We start from the raw sequence: 15,638 nt of genomic DNA, 5'->3' as shown, positions 1-15,638 counted from the left end.
GCCAGTTCAGCGGCGGTAGCCCCGGCCGGGGTCGCGCTCCTCGGCGTCCTCGTAGCCGAGGAACCAGCCCTCGGGGTGGGCGGCGGCGAGGAGCTGGTCGATGCGCTGGCCCGCGTCGAGGTCGCCGTCCTCCTCGTCGGGGCCGTAGACGCCGAACAGTTCGTCGGCGCAGCCGTCCCAGTCGTAGTCGTACAGGTCGGCGGGCAGGTCGCCCATCATGTCGGCGACGGATTCGGGCTGGGCGCCGAGCAGGGCGCGGGCGTCGGCCAGGGCCAGCCGCAGGGCGACGTCCTCGGCGGGGCAGCGGGGCAGCGGCCACTCGCCGGTGGCGAGGTCGTCGGCGAGGTCGTCGAAGGCCCGGGCGAAGGCGCGGCGCCAGCCGCGGTGGAGGGTCCAGGTGCGCTGCGGGAGGCGGCCGAAGACCGTCCAGTCGCTCTCGTCGGCGACGGTGACGGGGTCGTCGCCGTGGTCGTCGAGGTCCTCGTAGGCGGCGTCGGAGAGGCCGATCAGCTGGGTGTGGAGCAGGCAGGCGGTGCGGGGGGTGAGCGTCCAGTCGCCGGTGTCGCCCTCGTCGTCGAGCGGGAAGAGTTCGGCGAAGTCGGGGGCGAAGTCGTCGGTGACGCTGATCTCCAGGGTGCCGCCGAGCGCTTCGATGCCGGGCAGCGAGGCGACCAGCCGGTCGGGGTGGAGGAGCGCGCCGAGGGCCGCGTTGGGGTCCTCGGCGACCTCGCGCAGCAGTTGGGCGCGCTGGCCCTCGGGATCGATGCCGTCGAAGTCCAGGTCCTCGACGGCGGCCCGTGCGGCGGCCCGCAAGGCCGGCCAGTCGGTGATCCGCAGGCCCAGTACCACCGTGGCCTCGATCTCCTGCGCGCCGGATTCCTCCGCCGCGTGCGGCCCGTGTGGATGATCGTTTCGCTCGCCCATGCGACAAGGTTGACAAACCCGGTGCCCGGTGTCCATCAGCTCTTCCGATCCGGGGCCCGGTGCCGGTGGCACGCGGGCGCGGAACGGCTTCCCCCGGCGCGCCGGGGTGGCCGACGGGCGGGCCGGGGCGGGAGGCTGGGGGCATGAGCGAACTGAACGATTTCGGCGGCGGGCAGGACCCGTCCGGCGGTGTGCTGGTGGTGACCACCAACGACGTCCCGGGGCACCGGGTGGTCAAGGTGATCGGCGAGGTGTTCGGGCTGACGGTGCGGTCGCGGCACATCGGTTCGCAGATCGGCGCGGGCCTGAAGTCCCTGATGGGCGGCGAGCTCAAGGGACTGACGAAGACGCTCGTCGAGACCCGGAACCAGGCCATGGAGCGCCTGGTCGAGCAGACGAAGGCCCGGGGCGGCAACGCGGTGCTGATGATGCGTTTCGACGTCACGGAGGCCGCGGACGTCGGCACGGAGGTGTGCGCGTACGGCACGGCCGCCGTGATCGAGCCGATCGGCTGACGCCCGCGGCGGGGCGGCCCCGGAGCGCACCGCGCCGGGGCCGCCCGTCCGGGGCCCGGGGACCGGTGGGGGCTACAGCATGACGAGCAGCCGGGTGCCGGGCACCAGCTTGCGGTTGACCGAGGTCGACTGGACGAAGACGGCGTACGCCGGGTTGTCGCCCGGCTTGACGGTGGCCTCCGCCGCGGGCAGGCCCAGCAGCCCGCGGGCCGCGGGGCCGGAGAACACCCGGCCGGTGAGCTGCCCGGTGACCGGGTCCTTCTCGGCCACCGCGAGCTGCTTGCCGCCCTGGATCTTCTCGCGCTTGGACAGCTCGTAGAAGGAGCAGCCCGTCCGGTACGGGTGCCCGGCGCCGGTGACGAACTCGCGCAGCGCCGCCTGCCGGTCGACCGGGACGAGCGCGTACGTGCCCGCCTCCAGCGCGTCGAGCCCGGCGCTGACGTCGGCGGCGCTGAGGTCCTGCCCCATGGTGAACAGCTGCTTGGTGCCGCGGACGCCCTGCTCGCGGCCGCGCAGGAAGGTGGTGGCGGCGGTCTTGACGGTGTCGATGGCCTCCTCGACGCCGCCGGTGGAGTCGGCGTCCCAGATCGCGATGTTGCCCGCGGGGAAGCCGTACTCCTGGGCGGTGCGCTTGGCCAGCGAGTTGGGGACCAGGATCGCCGACGTCCAGTGCTCGGGGAGCTCGGCCATGGCGCCGCGGATGCGGTCCATCCAGCCGCGCAGGACGGCCTTGCCCTCGGCCGGCTTCATCCGGGCGTGCATCCGGCCGTGCTCGGAGCAGCCGGAGGCGTTCTCCTCGCCGTCGGTGACGACGACCTGGAGGAAGGAGTGCTCGCCGTACCCCTCCCAGATGTGCTTCAGGTCGTCGACGGACTTCACCGCCGCCTCGATCAGCGCGGTCGCGCCGTTGTCGACCGCGTAGAGGCCCTGCAGGGACGGCAGGTGCTTGACGTCCATGTCCCACACCAGGTTGTGCACCTCGTGGTCGAAGGCGTACAGGCTGATCCTGGTCTCGTGGCCGAGGCGGTCGGACTCCTCCTGGAGGCCCTTGACGAATTCGTCCACCACCCGGATCAGCTGGGTCTCGTGACGCTGCATCGAGCCGGATTTGTCGACCACCAGCGAGACGTGGTTGACCTTGTGTGCGATGCGGTTCGCGGAAACGTTCGTTGACATGCTCGACCCCTTTTCCCACGCCATTGCCCGACGCCTTTTCCGGCGCCCCCTCCAGCGTTGTTCCCACACTACGGCGGGCCACTGACAATTCCGCCGGGGCCGACGGGCCGTCAATTCCGCGGAGCGTCCGAGAATTCGGGTGCGGTGAGGTCGATCGTCAGCGTGTTCCCCCGATTGTTGGCGAAGGTCGCCCGGGGCCATTCGATGGTGACCCCGGCGAGTTCGGCGCACGGCAGGTGCACCAGCCACACCAGGCGGCCCCCGGCGTCGATCCGGGCGAAGAACCCGTCCGATTCGTCCGCGTCCCCGCCGGCGACCAGGCGCCCGGAGCCGTCCGGCAGCGCCGCTTCGGCGAGGATCTCGGCAGCCGTGGTCCAGGCGGGGTCCGCCGCCGCTGCCAGGGTGATCGGGCCGAGCGGCTCCCCCGGCCTGAACCACGTCAACTGCGGGCCGTCGCAGTCGGCTTTCCGTGCGGTGCCGTCCGCGCGGAACAGCCCGTAGTGGATCGGCGTCCGGCCGTCGCGCCACAGTTCGGTGATCCACGTCCCGTCCGTCGTCGCCCCTTGCCGTCGGCCGGTGCCGCCGCGCGCCCGGCGGGCCGGGTCCGGGTCCTCGGTCGTCGGCCGGACCGGCCGGTCGGGGGAGTAGTCGGGCGAGGTGAGGTCGAGGGTGATCGACCGGTCCAGGTTGTTGGTGCAGGTCGCCGTCGGCCAGTCGACGGCGATCCGGACGAACTCGTTGGACTCGCCGAGGTGCAGCAGCCAGACCACCGCGCCCTCGGTGTCGAGGCAGGCCACGAAACCTTCCGACCCGTGCGAACCGCCGCCGCCGACCAGCCGGCCCCGGCCGTCCGGGAGTCCCGCCTCCGCACAGGCGAGGGCCGCGCTCAGCCCGTTCGGATCCTCGTCCAGCATGTCCGCCAGGTCGATCGGCTCGCCGAGCCGGAGGACCCCCAGGTCGGGCCCCTCGACGTCGGCGTCGCGGGCGCGCCCGTCCGCGCGGTACAGGCCCTCCCGGAACGGCATCCAGCCCTCGGCCCACAGCTCGTCCAGCAGGCTCATCGGCGTCCCCCTTCTCCCCCACCGCGGCTCCGGCTCCCCCTCCGGCGGACGGGGCCGGTCGGCCGGGTGTTCGCGAACCTACCAAGTGGCGCGGCGGCGGGGGTGCGGCGCCGGGCGGCACGGCCACCGGACCGACCGGTACGAAATAACGATTGACACTGGTCAGGGGCGCGGTGGAGGCTCGCTGCGCACCGTTCTGCCCCGACCCCAGGAGCCCTCCCGTGAGCACCGCCCTGCGCCCGCCCGTCCACCGACCCGCGCGGGTCGCGTACGCCACCTGCCGCGGCGTGGAGGACGTGGAGGCGATGCCGGTGCTGGCGGCGTTCGCGCAGCTCGGGGTGGGCGCGGAGGCGGTGCACTGGAACGATCCGGCGGTGGACTGGGCGGGGTACGACCTGGTGCTGGTGCGCAGCGTCTGGGACTACATCCTGTACCGCGAGGAGTTCCTGGCCTGGACGCGCCGGGTCTCCGCGCTGACCCGGCTGGCCAATCCGGCCCGGGTGCTGGAGCACAACACCGACAAGACGTACCTGCGCGGCCTGGCGGAGGCCGGGCTGCCGATCGTGCCGACGCTGTGGGTGGCCCCGGGCGGCCCGGCGGACGGGGCGGCGGCGGTGGCCGCGGTCGAGGCCGTCGACTGGCCGGAGCTGGTGGTGAAGCCGACCGTCTCCTCCGGCGCGCGGGACACCGTCCGCACCGCCGACCGGACCGCGGCGCTGGCGCAGGTCGCCGCGCTGACCGGGGCCGGGCGGACGGCGATGGTGCAGCCGTACCTGGCGATGGTGGAGGACGAGGGCGAGACCTCGCTGCTGTACCTGGGCGGGGAGTTCAGCCACGCGGTGCGCCGCGGGCCGATGCTGGGCGGCGGTTTCGCGGACGTCGCCCGCGAGCCGGACGCCGACCAACTGGCGCTCGCCGAGCGGGTGCTGGCGGCGTCGGCGGAGCCGGGCGAGCTGCTGTACGCCCGGGTCGACCTGGTCCGGCTGCCGGACGGGTCGCCCGCGCTGATCGAGCTGGAGCTGACCGAGCCGCGGCTGTTCCTGGACCTGTGCCCGGGCGGCCCGGAGCGGCTGGCCGCCGCCACCCTCGCCCTGCTGCCGGGGAACACCCGGCCGCGCCCCGGTGTTTCACCGGCGTGACTGTTGAGCGTGCAAGTACCGAGGCGGGCGGCGTCCCCGACGGCGCCGTCCGCGAGGTGGACGCGCTGGTGATCGGCGCGGGCCAGGCCGGCCTGTCCGCCGCCTACCACCTGCGCCGCCGCGGCTTCGCCCCGCACACCGGCTTCGTGGTGCTGGACGCGGACGACGCCCCGGGCGGCGCCTGGGCGCACCGCTCCCCCTCGCTCACCATGGCGACCGTGCACGGCTTCCACGACCTGCCGGACTTCGAGCTCCCCGCCACCGACCCGGCCACCGAGGCCCGCGTCGCCGTCCCCGGCTACTTCGCCGCGTACGAGGCCAGGCACGCGCTGCCGGTGCTGCGGCCGGTGAAGGTGCGCGCGGTGCGCGAGCGGCCGGACGGGCGGGCCGACGGCGGGCCGGACGGGCGGCTGCTGGTGGAGACCGACGCCGGGCGCTGGGCCACCCGCGCCCTGCTGAACGCCACCGGCACCTGGACGCGGCCGTTCCTGCCCCGCTACCCGGGCCGCTTCGCCGGGCGGCAGCTGCACTACGCCGACTACCGCGGACCGGCCGAGTTCGCCGGGCAGCGGGTCGTCGTGGTCGGCGGCGGCGCCTCGGCCGTCCAGGTGCTCTCCGAGCTCGGCGCGGTCGCCGGGACGGTGTGGGTGACCCGCACCCCGCCGGTGTTCCACCAGGGGCCGTTCACCGAGGAGTTCGGCCGCGAGGTGGTCGCCGAGGTGGACGCGCGGGTGCGGGCCGGGCTGCCGGTGCGCAGCGTCGTCTCGGTGACGGGCCTGGGCCCGAGCGTGGCCTACCGCCGCGCCGAGGAGCTGGGCGTGCTGCACCGCCGCTCGATGTTCGACCGGCTCACCGAACGCGGAGTCGCCTGGGGCGACGAGGAGTTGCCCGTCGACGCGATCGTCTGGGCGACCGGCTTCCGCGCCGAGCTCACCCACCTCGCCCCGCTCGGCCTGCGCACCGCGGGCGGCGGCATCCGGATGGACGGCACCCGGGTCGCCGACGACCCGCGCGTCCACCTGCTCGGCTACGGCCCGTCCGCCTCCACCGTCGGCGCGAACCGCGCGGGCCGCGCGGCCGTCAACGAGGTGGTCCGGCTGCTCGGCGCCCCGGCGCCGACCCAGCCCGCGGCGGTCTGACCCGCACGGTCCGCCGCGGTCTGACCCTCAGTCCCGCTCCGCGGCCGCCTCGGTGAACCTGGCCGCCAACGCGGCGACCGCCGCCCGCAGTTCGGGCCCCTCCAGGACCCGGAACGGGAACGGGACGGCCGCCAGCCACTCCCCCGCGTACATCGCCGGGTTGCGGGTGCTGCCCTCCAGCACGCAGCCCGCCCCGTCCGGCCGCAGCCGCCCCATCGCCGGGCCGACCCACGGGGCGACCTGCTCGAGCGGGGCGTCGAAGCGCACCAGGGTGCGGAACGCCCAGCCGGTGCCGAGGTGCTCCTCCAGCACGGCGACGGGGTCGAGGCCCTCCGGCATGGTGAACGGCGTGCCGCACTGCTCGGCGGTCCGGACCCGGTCGATCCGGTAGGTGCGGACGGCGTCGGCCCGGTGCGAGTGGCACAGCAGGTACCAGCGGGCCCGGCGCACCACCACCGCCCACGGGTCCACCTCCGCGCGCCACTCCTCGCCGCCGCCGCCGCTGCGGTAGCCGATCAGCACCCGTCGCCGCGCCGCGATCGCCTCCACCAGCGTGCTGGCCACCGCCGGGTCCGGGTGCGCCGGGTACGGGTCGGGCGCGGCCGCGGCGTGCGCCCGCAGCGCGGCGGCCTGCCGTCCGATCGCCTCCGGCAGCGCCCGCACCACCTTGCCGAGCGCCGCCCCCACCAGGTCGTCCGGGTCGGTGGCGGCCGGACGGCCGTCCAGCACCGCCATCACCAGCCCGAGCGCCTCCTCCTGCGTGAACGAGACCGGCGCCAGCCGCGCGCCCCGCCCCAGCCGGTAGCCCCCGTACGGCCCCCGCTCCGACTCCACCGGCACCCCGGCCTCCCGCAGGATCGCCACGTACCGCCGCGCGGCCCGGTCCGTCACCCCCAGCCGCTCCGCCAACTGCTCCGAGGTCGTCCCCGGCCGCTCCCGCAGGATCTCCAGCGCCCGCAACGCCCGGGCGGTGGGGCTGCTTCCAGTGCTCGACACACCGACAGCGTACGGACCGGCCTCCGAACTCCGCCGCACATTCCGGAAGCCGATCGTCCTGAATCCTCCCTAGCATGGGCAGTGACCTGCTCGAACGGGCCGCTCGCGGCCCCGTTGAACGGAGGGAACCCCCCATGGACGTCCTGCTGATCGGCGGACTCTGGCTGAACGGCTCCACCGCCTGGGACGCGGTCGTGCCCGCCCTGGCCGAGCGCGGCCACCGCCCGGTGCCGCTGACCCTGCCCGGCCAGGGGGACGGGCGGACGGACGCGACGCTGGCGGAGCAGCTCGCGACGGTGCTCGCCGCGGTGGACGCGGCGGCGGGGAAGCCGCTGCTGGTGGCGCACTCGGCGGCCTGTTCGCTGGGGTGGATGGCGGTGGACGCCCGCCCGGGCGAGGTCGCGGGGCTGGTGCTGGTGGACGGCTTCCCGCACGGGGACGGGCACCCGTACGCGGACCTGTTCCCGGTGGTCGACGGCGTGGTGCCGTTCCCCGGCTGGGAGCCCTTCGCGGGGTCGACCGCCGCCGATCTGGACGAGGGGCTGCGGGCCCGGTTCGAGGCGGCGGCCGTCCCCGTCCCGGCGGGGGTCGCGCAGGCGCCGGTCCGGCTGTCGGACGAGCGGCGCTACGGCGTGCCGGTGACGATGCTGTGCGCCGAGGCCTCGCCGGAGCAGGTGCGCGGGTGGGTCGCGCAGGGCGCGGCCCCGGAGGTGTCCCGGATGGAGCGGATCGAGTACGTCGACCTGGACTCCGGCCACTGGCCGATGTTCAGCCGTCCCGCCGAACTGGCCGCCCTGATCGGCGCGGTGGCCGATCGGGCGTGAGGGTCACGCGTCGTAGTCGACGGTGACCCGGTCGGAGACCGGACGAGCCTGGCAGGTGAGGACGTACCCGGCCGCCAACTCGGCCTCCTCCAGGGCGAAGTTGCGCCGCATCTCGACCTTCCCGTCGCGGACCAGGGCGCGGCAGGTGCCGCAGACGCCGCCCTTGCAGGCGAACGGCAGGTCGGGGCGGGCGCGTTGGGCGCCGTCGAGGACGGAGCGGTCGCGCGGCAGGGCGAGGGTGCTGGAGCGGCCGTCGAGGACGAGGGTGACCTCGCTGGCGGCCGCGTCCGGCGCGGGTTCGGCGTGCCGCTCCTCGGGGCGCTCGTCGTCGGCGTGGAACAGCTCCTGGTGCACCCGCCCGGCGGGGACGCCGAGTTCGGCCAGCAGTTGCTTCGTCCCGAGCACCATCCCGTACGGCCCGCACAGCCACCAGTGGTCGACGGCGGGGGCGTCGACCAGGGCGGTCAGCAGGGCGGTGACCCGGTCGGGGTCGAGGCGGCCGCTGAGGAGTTCGGCGTCGCGGCTCTCCCGGGAGAGCACGTGGACGAGTTGGAAGCGGTCCAGGTAGCGGTCCTTGAGGTCGGCGAGTTCGTCGGCGAACATCACGGTGTCGCTGCGCCGGTTGCCGTACAGCAGGGTGACCCTGGACGCGGGGTGGCCGGCCAGGACGGAGGCGGCGATGGAGAGCACGGGCGTGATGCCGGAGCCCGCCGCGATCAGCACGTGCTCGCCGGGTTCGGCCGGGTCGGCGGCGAACGCCCCGGCGGGGGGCAGGACTTCGACGACCTCGCCGGGCTCGGCCTCGCTCACCAGCCAGTGCGAGAACAGGCCGCCGGGAACCTCCCGGACGGCGATCCGCAGCGGGCCGCCGACCGGGGAGCAGAGCGAGTAGGAGCGGCGCTCGTCGGCGCCGTCGACCGTCCGGCGCAGGGTGAGGCTCTGGCCGGGGCGGAAGGCGAACTCGGCGGCGAGGTCGGCGGGGACGTCGAAGGTGACCGCGACGGCGTCCTCGCAGAGCCGTTCCAGGGTGCCGATCGGCAGCGGGTGGAACCGCGGGCGGCGGACGGCCATCAGATCTCCTTGATCCGGTCGAAGGGTTCGCGGCAACTGCGGCACCGCCACAGCGACTTGCAGGCGGTGGAGCCGAACCGGGAGAGCTCCTCGGTGTCCGCGGACCCGCACTGCGGGCAGGCCACCGCCCGCCGGGTGGGGGCGAGTTGCAGCAGTCCGCCGGGGTGCGGGGGCGCGATGCCGGCTTCGGCGAGCTTGCGGCGGCCCTCGGCGCTGATCCGGTCGCTGGACCAGGGCGGGTCGATCCGCAGCCGCACCCGCGCCTCGGCGAACCCGGCGGCCCGTAGCCTGCGAGCCACCTCGGCGGCCATCTCGGCGACGGCCGGGCAGCCGGAGTAGGTGGGGGTCAGCCAGGCGGTGACCGCCCCGTCCGCCTCCTCGACGTCGGCCAGCACGCCGAGGTCCGCCAGGGTGAGCATGGGCAGTTCGGGGTCGGGCACGGCGGCGGCGACCTCCCGGGCGCGCTCCAGCAGGGTGCTCACCACGTCGCCCCCGGGTGCGCCCGGGCCACCACCTGCAGTTCGGCCAGCAGCGGCCCCATCGCCTCGGTGTGCACCCCGTGCCGCCCGGCCCGCCCGTTCACGTACGCCCGGCCGGGGAGGTCGGGGACGGGCAGCGTGGCCTCGTTCAACACCCCCGCCAGGGCGGCGAGTACGGGTTCGCGCAGCGGCGACGGGTCGACGCCGAGCCGGAGTTCGACCTCGTGCGGGGTGAACAGCTCCTCCAGCCAGGGCCAGAGCGCGTCCAGGGCGGCCCGCATCCGCCGGTGCGACTCCTCGGTGCCGTCGCCGAGCCGCACCGTCCAGGCGGCCGCGTACTCGCGGTGGTACGCCAACTCCTTGACGCCGAGCGCCGCGACGGCCGACAGCACCGGGTCGGCGTGGTCGGTCAGGCGCCGGTACAGCTCCTCGCGGGCGGTGGCGAACAGCAGCAGCCGCACCACGCACTGCGCGAAGTCGCCGTTCTCCAGCTCCACCAGCCGCACGTTGCGGTACTCGGACTCCGCACGCCAGTAGGCGAGTTCGTCCTCGCTCCGGCCGCTGCCGTCCAGCTGTCCGGCTCGGGTGAGCAGGCGGCGGGCCTGGCCGAGCAGGTCGAGGCCGAGGTTGGCCAGCGCCACCTCCTCCTCCAACTCCGGTGCCCGGGTGATCCACTGGATCAGCCGCTGGGAGAGCACCAGCGCGTCGTCGCCCAGCATCAGGCAGTACGCGGCGAGGTCGGCCGGGTCGATCCCCTCCGGTGCCGCCGCGTCCACCCCCAGCAGCGGGTCGGCGAACCCCGTGCCGTACGCCCAGCGGGCCTCGCCCTCCGGCCCCGGGCCCGCCTCGGCCAGCGAGAGGTACACGTGGTCGTCGCTCATGTCGCCTTCCCTGCCAGGTTGTTGACGCTTCGTCAGATGTGCGGGACGTCCTCGGGGATCGGATAGAACGTCGGGTGCCGGTACACCTTGTCCCCGCTCGGCGCGAAGAACGGGTCCTGCTCGTCCGGGCTGGACGCGGTGATCGCGTCCGAGCGGACCACCCACAGGCTCACCCCCTCGTTGCGCCGGGTGTACAGGTCGCGCGCCGCGAGCAGCGCCATCCTGTCGTCGGCCGCGTGCAGCGACCCGACGTGCACGTGGTTCAGCCCGCGCCGGGGCCGCACGAACACCTCGTACAGCGGCCAGGAGGCCCGTTCCCCGCTCATCCCGAACTCCCATCTCGCGCAGCCTGCTTGGCCGCGTACGCCGAGGCCGCCTCGCGCACCCAGGCGCCGTCCCGGTGGGCCGCCCGGCGCCGCTCGATCCGCTGCGCGTTGCACGGGCCGTGGCCCTTGATCACCTGCTGCAGCTCGGACCAGTCCGGTTCGCCGAAGTCCCAGCTGCCGCGCTCCGCGTTCCAGGCCAGCTCCGGGTCGGGCAGCACCACGCCCAGGTGCTCGGCCTGCGGGACGGTCATGTCGACGAAGCGCTGGCGCAGCTCGTCGTTGCTGTGCCGCTTGATCCGCCAGGCCATCGAGCGCTCACTGTTGGGCGAGGCGCCGTCCGGCGGTCCGAACATCATCAGCGAGGGCCACCACCAGCGGTCCACCGCGTCCTGCACCATGGCGCGCTGGGCGTCCGTCCCGGCCATCAGCGTCATCAGCAGTTCGTAGCCCTGCCGCTGGTGGAAGGACTCCTCCTTGCAGATCCGCACCATCGCCCGGGCGTACGGCCCGTAGCTGCAGCGGCACAGCGGGACCTGGTTGCAGATCGCCGCGCCGTCCACCAGCCAGCCGATCACGCCGACGTCGGCGAAGGTCAGCGTCGGATAGTTGAAGATCGAGGAGTACTTCTGCCGGCCGTCGATCAGCTTCTCGGTCAGCTCGGCGCGGTCCACCCCGAGGGTCTCCGCCGCCGCGTACAGGTACAGCCCGTGCCCGGCCTCGTCCTGGGCCTTGGCCAGCAGGATCGCCTTGCGGCGCAGCGAGGGCGCCCGGGTCAGCCAGTTGCCCTCCGGCTGCATGCCGATGATCTCCGAGTGGGCGTGCTGCGCGATCTGCCGCACCAGCGTCGCCCGGTACGCGTCCGGCATCCAGTCCCGCGGCTCCACCCGCTGCTCGGCGGCCACCACCGCGTCGAACTGCGCCTGCGCCTGAGCCTGCGCCTCCACGACCCACCTCCCGACTGACCGTTCGGTCGGTTCCATTCTGTACACAGGGGCCGGACCGTGGCAAGGAGGTCACGGACAGCAGTGACCAGGGGCCCGGGGAACGGCGGGTCCGTGCTGCTGACGGCCGGAGCCCACCGGAGTGTCCGTGCTGCTTCGGGCCGTAGTGACAAGAACCCGAAGCAACGGCACGCACCGGCAGTGCACCGTCAGCAGCCCCGAGCCCGCCGTTCCCCGGGCCCCTGAATGCGCGCGCCCGCTACCGCTCGCGCAGCCTGGGCAGCGGCACCGCCAGCAGCGCCGCCAGCAGGGCGATGCGGGGGCCCAGTTGATCGACCCGCAGGTGTTCGGTGCGGGCGTGCGGGCCGCCGCCGACCGCGCCGAGGCCGTCCAGGGTCGGCAGACCCCTCGCCCCGGCCAGGTTGGTGTCCCCGGCGCCGCCCGCGGGCGCCCCGTCGAGGCGCTGGCCGAGCGCGGCGGCCAGTGAGCGGACGTGGCGCAGCAGCGGGTTGCCGGTGCGTTCGGGCCAGGCCGGGCGGCTGGAGAGGACCTCGGTGCGGACGTCGGCGCCGGGCCGGTGGGGGGTGAGGTGGGCGAGGGTGTCGAGGGTGCGGCGCTGGGCCTCGGTGGTGGCGAAGCGCAGTCCGAGCTCGGCTTCGGCGCGTCCGGCGATGACGTTGGCGCGGGTGCCGCCGTCGATCCGTCCGGTGTTGAGTTCGGTGCCGGGTTGGCGGGCGAGGCCGCGGACGTCGATCAGCTGGTCGACGAGTTCGTCGATCGCGGAGACGCCGTCGGCGGCGTCGTTGCCCGCGTGGGCCTCGCGTCCGGTGACGGTGAGCCGGACCCGGGTGGAGCCGCGGCGGGCGGTCTTGAGACGGCCGTCGGGGTGCCCGGGTTCGAGTCCGAGGACGGCGGCGGCGCCGCGCAGGTGGCGTTCGACCAGGCGGCGGCCGTCGGGGCTGCCGACCTCCTCGTCGGAGACGATCACCATCCGGACGGGCCGGTGCGGCCGCTGCCCGAGGTCGGCGAGGAGCGCGAACGCGCCTTCCAGCAGGGCGAGTCCGCCCTTCATGTCGAGGACGCCGGGGCCGGTGAGCCGCCCGTCGCGCTCCTCGACCGGCCAGTCGGTGAGGGTGCCGACCGGCCAGACGGTGTCGTGGTGGCCGACCACCAGCAGGTGCGGGAGGTCCTCCTGCTGTCCGGGCCAGTCCAGGACGAGGTGGTCGCCGTGGTCGCAGCGCTGCCGGACGGCGGTGGCGCCGGTGGCGGCGTAGCCCGCGGCGAGTTCCTCGGCGAGCGAGTCGAGCCGGGCCGCGTCGCCGGAGGGGGACTCGATCCGGGCGAGGTCGCCGCAGCGCTTGCGGACGGCCGCGGCGAGGGTGCGGGCCCGCCCGGCGAGGGTGCGCGGGAGGCCGGGCAGGGCGGCGGTGGGGGTCACCGCCGTTGCGGCGGTGGGCAGTTCGGCGGGGTCCGCGACGGTGGCGGCCGCGGGTGCGGCGGGCGTACCGGCGGGTGCTCCCAGTGCTTCGGCGGGGTGCGGCTCGGGGGCCACGGTATGGGGACTCACTGTTCACCCCCGGCGGGTCGCGGGGCGCCTGGTGGTATCGGTGGGGCGAGCGGCCGGGGGGTCCTGCGCGGCGTCGGGCTCGGTCGCGGCGTACGGTGCGACCTCGGGCTGGGCAACACTGCGTCCTCCTCGCTCGGTCCGCGGCTCCGGCTCGGCCCGGAGCCCGGGGACGTCGGTCTCCGTTCCTCGGTGCGGACGGGCACCGCGGCAGGGGACCGATGAGCGAGCCTAGAAGATCGGTTCGCCTCCCTGCGAGGTGGCCTGCCGCTCAGCGCGTCGCGGCGGGACCGGGGGCGCACGTCCGGCGGACGGCGTCCGTCGGGGCGCGTGCACGGGCCCGGGCCTGGAGCGGCGAGCGGGACGCGATCTTCCGAGTGCGTCCTGAACCCACCTTGGACCCACGGGGGCGGTTCGGCAGCACGAACCGCCCACGATCGAGCGAACCCCGTCCGATGGGTGACCGCGAATCAGCCTTTGGTACCAGTCGGGTGGCGTCCGGGCGTCGGCCGGGCGACACCCGGCGTTCAGCCGCCGAACGGAAATCCGTTGGCGAACCTCCCGTTCCGCTCGGGAGAATCGGCCCCGTCGATCTCCCTTTTCCCCTCCCCCGCCCCGGAGCTTCCCGTGTCCACCCTCCGCCCCGTCCCCCGCCCCGCCCTGGACAGCCTGCGAGGGCTGGCGCTGGGCGACGCGTTCGGCGACCGCTGGTTCCACCCGCCGGTGGAGCAGGCCTCGGCGGAGCTCGCGGCCCGGATCGTCCGCCCCGCGCCCTGGCACTGGACGGACGACACCGCGATGGCGCTCGTCCTGGCCCGGCACCTGCGGGCCCGCGGCGAGGTCGAACCGGCGGCGCTGGCCCGGGAGTTCGCGGCCGAGTACACGGCCGTCCCGCACCGCAAGTACGGGCCCTCGATGCACCAGGTGCTGCGGGCGGTGCAGGACGGGGCCGACCACGTCGCGGTCACCTCCGCCCTGTTCGGCGGCCAGGGCTCGCACGGCAACGGCGCCGCGATGCGGGTCGCCCCGCTCGGCGCCTGGTTCGCGGACGACCTGGGCGTCGTCGCCGAGCAGGCGGCGCTCTCCGCCCGCGCCACGCACGCGCACCCGGAGGCGGTGGCGGGCGCGCAGGCGGTGGCGCTGGCCGCGGCGCTGGCGGTGCGCTCGCGCGGGGCGGCCGCGCCGGGGCGGGCCGAGTTCCTGGCCGAGGTCGCGGCCCTGCTCCCGGAGGGCGACGTCCGCTCCGGGCTGCGGATCGCGGCCCGCTTCCCGGCCGGGACGAGCGTGCGGCACGCCGCGACGGTGCTCGGCTCCGGCTTCGCGGTCTCCGCGCAGGACACCGTCCCGTTCGCGCTCTGGTCCGCGGCCGGGCAGTTGGACGACCTCACCGAGGCGCTGTGGCAGACCCTGGCGGGCTGGGGCGACATGGACACCACCTGCGCCGTCGCGGGCGGCGTGGTCGCCGCCCGCACCGGTCCCACCGGCGTCCCGGCGCGCTGGCTGGACGCGCAGGAGCCGCTGCCCCCGCTCTGACCGGGTGCCCTGGATCCGTCCCCCGTCCCGGGGCCTACTCGCGTCCCCGGGGCGGGGGGACGGGCTGCGGGCGGTAGCGGGCGCTGGTCGCGCTCCAGTGCAGCAGCGCGTGCACGAAACGGACCAGCGCCCGGACGTAGCAGCGCACCTGGGGCGGCCAGTGGGAGCCGCGGGCGATGCCCTCGGCGAGGAACTCCAGGGTGGTGAGCTCGGCTTCGCAGAGGGCGGCGACCCGGGCCGCGGCGGCGTCCCGGGGCAGCCGCTCGTGCACCTCGAGGGAGCTGATCAGGTTGTTGCCGTGCCCGGCGGCGGTCTCGACCCGGTGGGAGCAGAGGTCGTTGGCCCAGCCGACCAGGTGGTCGAACCGGGTGCGCAGGTCGACGAGTTGGGGGTGGCGGTGGAACTGCTCGGCCAGGTCGAGGCGGTGCGCGAGTTCGACCGCCCCGGCGGCGCAGCGGGTGGCGCCGTCCTGGTCGCGGTGGGAGAGGTACTGCGGCACGGTGGGGGTGGCGCCGCGCAGGCGCAGGAAGTCGAGCGAACTCTCCAGGTAGCTGCGGAAGTCGGCGGTCTGGCGGGCCCGCCAGGACGGCCCGGCGAGGGCGATGCTGTCCTGCCAGAGGGTGCGGAAGGCCCGGGCCAGCGGGGTGCCGGGGGCGGGCGGGGTGGCGCCGGGGCCGAGCTCCGGACCGAGCAGGGCGGCGAGTTCGCGGACAGTGCGGTCGGGTTCGTCGGACGGGTCGCCGAGCCAGTGCCGGTCGAAGTGGTCGTCGAGGATCCAGCCGAGCAGCAGCCACTGGGTGGCGGCCCGCAGCGCGGGGCCGGGCGGGAGGTCGCCCCAGCAGAGCGAGGCCAGCTCCAAGTGGCCCTGTTCCAGCAGCCGTTCGACGCCCTCGCGGTCGAGCAGACCGGTGCCGGACAGCCAGTGCACGGCCTCCTCGCGGAGCGCGTCGGCGTGCGGGTGGGGGGCGGGGGCGGGGATCCGTTCGAGCAGTCCGGCGAGCCCTCCGGCCGGGAGGCGGTGCGCGGTGGCGGGGCTCATGGCGGGGTCCTCCTCGGGGTGCGCGTCCGG

Annotated in this window: 16 protein-coding genes; 5 read left to right on the top strand and 11 right to left on the bottom strand. The window is 75.3% G+C overall.

Going from position 1 to position 15,638, the window contains the following annotated elements:
• Nucleotides 1–6 precede the first annotated feature (6 nt).
• Nucleotides 7–924: a hypothetical protein gene (locus ACFY00_RS04055; RefSeq protein ID WP_388026919.1), complete on the bottom strand. Its 918-nt coding sequence runs from the start codon at nt 922–924 to the stop codon at nt 7–9.
• Between the two features lie 143 nt (nt 925–1,067).
• On the opposite strand from ACFY00_RS04055, the gene ACFY00_RS04050 reads away from it, so the two are divergent.
• On the top strand, nt 1,068–1,439 hold the full coding sequence (locus tag ACFY00_RS04050; RefSeq protein WP_388026917.1) for a YbjQ family protein: 372 nt from the start codon (nt 1,068–1,070) through the stop codon (nt 1,437–1,439).
• 72 nt (nt 1,440–1,511) lie between these two features.
• Here the strand turns inward: ACFY00_RS04050 and ACFY00_RS04045 are convergent, their stop codons facing one another.
• Together ACFY00_RS04045 and ACFY00_RS04040 are read right to left on the bottom strand one after the other, a co-directional pair.
• Nucleotides 1,512–2,615 carry a VWA domain-containing protein gene (locus tag ACFY00_RS04045; protein ID WP_388026915.1) on the bottom strand — a complete coding sequence of 368 codons (1,104 nt, stop codon included), beginning with the start codon at nt 2,613–2,615 and terminating at the stop codon, nt 1,512–1,514.
• Nucleotides 2,616–2,725: 110 nt separating this feature from the next.
• On the bottom strand, nt 2,726–3,676 hold the full coding sequence (locus ACFY00_RS04040; RefSeq protein ID WP_388026913.1) for a hypothetical protein: 951 nt from the start codon (nt 3,674–3,676) through the stop codon (nt 2,726–2,728).
• Nucleotides 3,677–3,897: 221 nt separating this feature from the next.
• On the opposite strand from ACFY00_RS04040, the gene ACFY00_RS04035 reads away from it, so the two are divergent.
• Entirely contained in the window at nt 3,898–4,815 is a 918-nt protein-coding gene (locus ACFY00_RS04035) for a RimK family alpha-L-glutamate ligase (protein WP_388026910.1), read from the top strand.
• Nucleotides 4,812–5,954, top strand: a complete 1,143-nt coding sequence (locus ACFY00_RS04030; RefSeq protein ID WP_388026908.1) for an NAD(P)-binding domain-containing protein — start codon at nt 4,812–4,814, stop codon at nt 5,952–5,954. The genes ACFY00_RS04035 and ACFY00_RS04030 overlap by 4 nt, the downstream gene beginning before the upstream one ends.
• Before the next feature lie 27 nt (nt 5,955–5,981).
• Here the strand turns inward: ACFY00_RS04030 and ACFY00_RS04025 are convergent, their stop codons facing one another.
• Nucleotides 5,982–6,950 carry a helix-turn-helix transcriptional regulator gene (locus ACFY00_RS04025; protein ID WP_388026906.1) on the bottom strand — a complete coding sequence of 323 codons (969 nt, stop codon included), beginning with the start codon at nt 6,948–6,950 and terminating at the stop codon, nt 5,982–5,984.
• A gap of 134 nt (nt 6,951–7,084) precedes the next feature.
• Between ACFY00_RS04025 and ACFY00_RS04020 the strand changes: the two genes are divergently transcribed.
• Nucleotides 7,085–7,774, top strand: a complete 690-nt coding sequence (locus ACFY00_RS04020) for an alpha/beta fold hydrolase (protein ID WP_388026904.1) — start codon at nt 7,085–7,087, stop codon at nt 7,772–7,774.
• 3 nt (nt 7,775–7,777) lie between these two features.
• Here ACFY00_RS04020 and paaE read toward each other — a convergent pair whose 3' ends face one another.
• From paaE to ACFY00_RS03990, 6 genes are all read right to left on the bottom strand, one after another.
• Nucleotides 7,778–8,845 (bottom strand): 1,2-phenylacetyl-CoA epoxidase subunit PaaE, encoded by a 1,068-nt coding sequence (gene paaE / locus ACFY00_RS04015; protein WP_388026902.1) that lies wholly within the window; start codon nt 8,843–8,845, stop codon nt 7,778–7,780.
• A complete protein-coding gene (gene paaD, locus ACFY00_RS04010; RefSeq protein ID WP_388026901.1) occupies nt 8,845–9,330 on the bottom strand; it encodes a 1,2-phenylacetyl-CoA epoxidase subunit PaaD in 486 nt (161 codons plus the stop codon). Before paaD ends, paaE begins: the two co-directional genes overlap by 1 nt.
• Nucleotides 9,324–10,205: a 1,2-phenylacetyl-CoA epoxidase subunit PaaC gene (gene paaC / locus ACFY00_RS04005; protein WP_388026900.1), complete on the bottom strand. Its 882-nt coding sequence runs from the start codon at nt 10,203–10,205 to the stop codon at nt 9,324–9,326. Before paaC ends, paaD begins: the two co-directional genes overlap by 7 nt.
• A 32-nt stretch (nt 10,206–10,237) precedes the next feature.
• The gene (gene paaB, locus ACFY00_RS04000) at nt 10,238–10,531 is read right to left on the bottom strand and encodes a 1,2-phenylacetyl-CoA epoxidase subunit PaaB (RefSeq protein WP_033257582.1); all 294 of its coding nucleotides are present in this window, start codon (nt 10,529–10,531) and stop codon (nt 10,238–10,240) included.
• Nucleotides 10,528–11,511: a 1,2-phenylacetyl-CoA epoxidase subunit PaaA gene (gene paaA / locus ACFY00_RS03995; RefSeq protein ID WP_388026897.1), complete on the bottom strand. Its 984-nt coding sequence runs from the start codon at nt 11,509–11,511 to the stop codon at nt 10,528–10,530. Before paaA ends, paaB begins: the two co-directional genes overlap by 4 nt.
• A gap of 220 nt (nt 11,512–11,731) precedes the next feature.
• Entirely contained in the window at nt 11,732–13,024 is a 1,293-nt protein-coding gene (locus ACFY00_RS03990; protein WP_388026894.1) for a M20 family metallopeptidase, read from the bottom strand.
• Between the two features lie 639 nt (nt 13,025–13,663).
• Here ACFY00_RS03990 and ACFY00_RS03985 point away from each other — a divergent pair.
• The gene (locus ACFY00_RS03985; RefSeq protein WP_388026892.1) at nt 13,664–14,569 is read left to right on the top strand and encodes an ADP-ribosylglycohydrolase family protein; all 906 of its coding nucleotides are present in this window, start codon (nt 13,664–13,666) and stop codon (nt 14,567–14,569) included.
• Between the two features lie 34 nt (nt 14,570–14,603).
• Here the strand turns inward: ACFY00_RS03985 and ACFY00_RS03980 are convergent, their stop codons facing one another.
• Complete coding sequence (locus ACFY00_RS03980; protein ID WP_388026891.1) at nt 14,604–15,608, bottom strand: terpene synthase family protein; 1,005 nt, start codon at nt 15,606–15,608, stop codon at nt 14,604–14,606.
• Nucleotides 15,609–15,638 lie beyond the last annotated feature (30 nt).

This window comes from Kitasatospora sp. NPDC001540 (assembly GCF_042894345.1).
In the GTDB taxonomy this organism is placed as follows: domain Bacteria; phylum Actinomycetota; class Actinomycetes; order Streptomycetales; family Streptomycetaceae; genus Kitasatospora; species Kitasatospora phosalacinea_C.
This window is presented reverse-complemented; position numbering and strand designations above follow the sequence as displayed.